Annotated in this window: 2 protein-coding genes; both read left to right on the top strand. The window is 48.4% G+C overall.

Translation table 11 applies throughout. The features are described from left to right. Positions 1–903: hypothetical protein (locus BMX68_RS26100; protein WP_218145943.1), on the top strand; the 903-nt coding region annotated here is incomplete at its 5' end. Continuing rightward, the coding region (locus BMX68_RS24955; RefSeq protein ID WP_218145942.1) for a hypothetical protein at positions 891–1,435 on the top strand (545 nt) is incomplete at its 3' end. The genes BMX68_RS26100 and BMX68_RS24955, both read left to right, overlap by 13 nt.

The raw sequence follows: 1,435 nt of genomic DNA, 5'->3' as shown, positions 1-1,435 counted from the left end.
GGCTCGGGGCTTGGGCTGACCTCGGTGGTGCTGGAGTTGAGCGAGGCGATTGCCAAGCAGCATAGTGCGGCGGTCAGTATAAAGTTGAAGATTGCGGCGGGAAGTTTGGGGGTGGCTGGGTTGGCAGTGGATGCGTTGTTTTCAGTAATTACGGCTTATTCAGAGTTTCACAAAAATGATAGGGGGGCTTTCGGAGCGTATACAGTACAAGCTGTTGCATTCGCTGGCGCTGCAGTAGCAAGTGGTATGTCTGTTGCGCTATTAGCTAAAAGCATAACGATGATCGGATGGGGGCTGTCATGGACAGGCTGGGCGCTGGTTTTAATCGCACTGGGCATGACAGCAGGCTATGTTGCAGCGCTGTTGCAAGACACCCCAGCCGAGGAGTGGGCAGCGCGCAGTATCTGGGGACGAGCCAATGATCGCTGGAACTCGATCAAGCGAGAACAGGAGGAGCTGAACAAGATTTTACTGGGGTTCAGCGTTGAGTTTGATTATAGCCATAACCTGATCGATAATCTCAGCGCTTCCGCTACCACCGCTGATAATCCATTTGTATTGGAGGCGCCGGATAAATCGTATGTCAAGGAAGCTCGGCTACGTTTATTGATTCCAGCAATTCTGAAAGACAAGTTAAAGTGGAACGCAGAAGTTTATTTGTATCATACCAATGGCATCAAGGAGTTAATTTATTCGACGGGCAATACCGCACAGTCCAGCGCCATCAAGCCTTATATTGCGGGTGTGGCCTCGCCGGAAATCACACAGTACTCTCCTGATTTGACAGTCATCACAATAAAGGCGGAAATGTTGAAGTACCCCTCAAGTTCCGCAACCTTTAATCTGTATGACGATGTGACAGATGGGCAACTACTCGTCAATGAAACTTTTTGGGTGCGCTGAAGATGACCAAAAAAAATCCCGCCTACGAAGTTTATCTGCCGATCTGGAATCAAACCGAGCCTTGGTTTGAATTTGCTGAAGGTCAGCGCCAGACGTTTGTGGGGGGTAGTCCTTGGCGTCTAACTCTGCCAGATAAGAAAGAAAAAATCCATGCGCAAGCCAGCAGTTGTGAAGCGGTTGTTAATGTCTATCCAAATGCAATCGCGGTGGGCGGGCCTGCAGGCGCAAGCGAGATAGCATTTATGGGAATATTAATGATTCTGGTTTCTATTGCTGGTGTTGTGATGGGGGTAACACTGTTGATGGCCACGCGGCTTGATCCGCTATCAATACTTTCTCTTCTTATGCTTGTGCCAAGTTTATATTGTTTGTCGTTTTTTATAAGAATGACTTTTTTCTCGTTTCGCGACTTACCCACTCTGTTTAATAGAAAGTTCCGAACGGTGAGTATATCAGAGCCACGACCATTATCGTTTTTAAAGTTCTGGCAGCCGGCGGTAGTCGATAGGGTTGTTACCTACTCATGGGACGC

The sequence above is a fragment of the Pseudomonas agarici genome (assembly GCF_900109755.1).
GTDB classification, from domain to species: Bacteria; Pseudomonadota; Gammaproteobacteria; order Pseudomonadales; family Pseudomonadaceae; genus Aquipseudomonas; species Aquipseudomonas agarici.
This window is presented reverse-complemented; position numbering and strand designations above follow the sequence as displayed.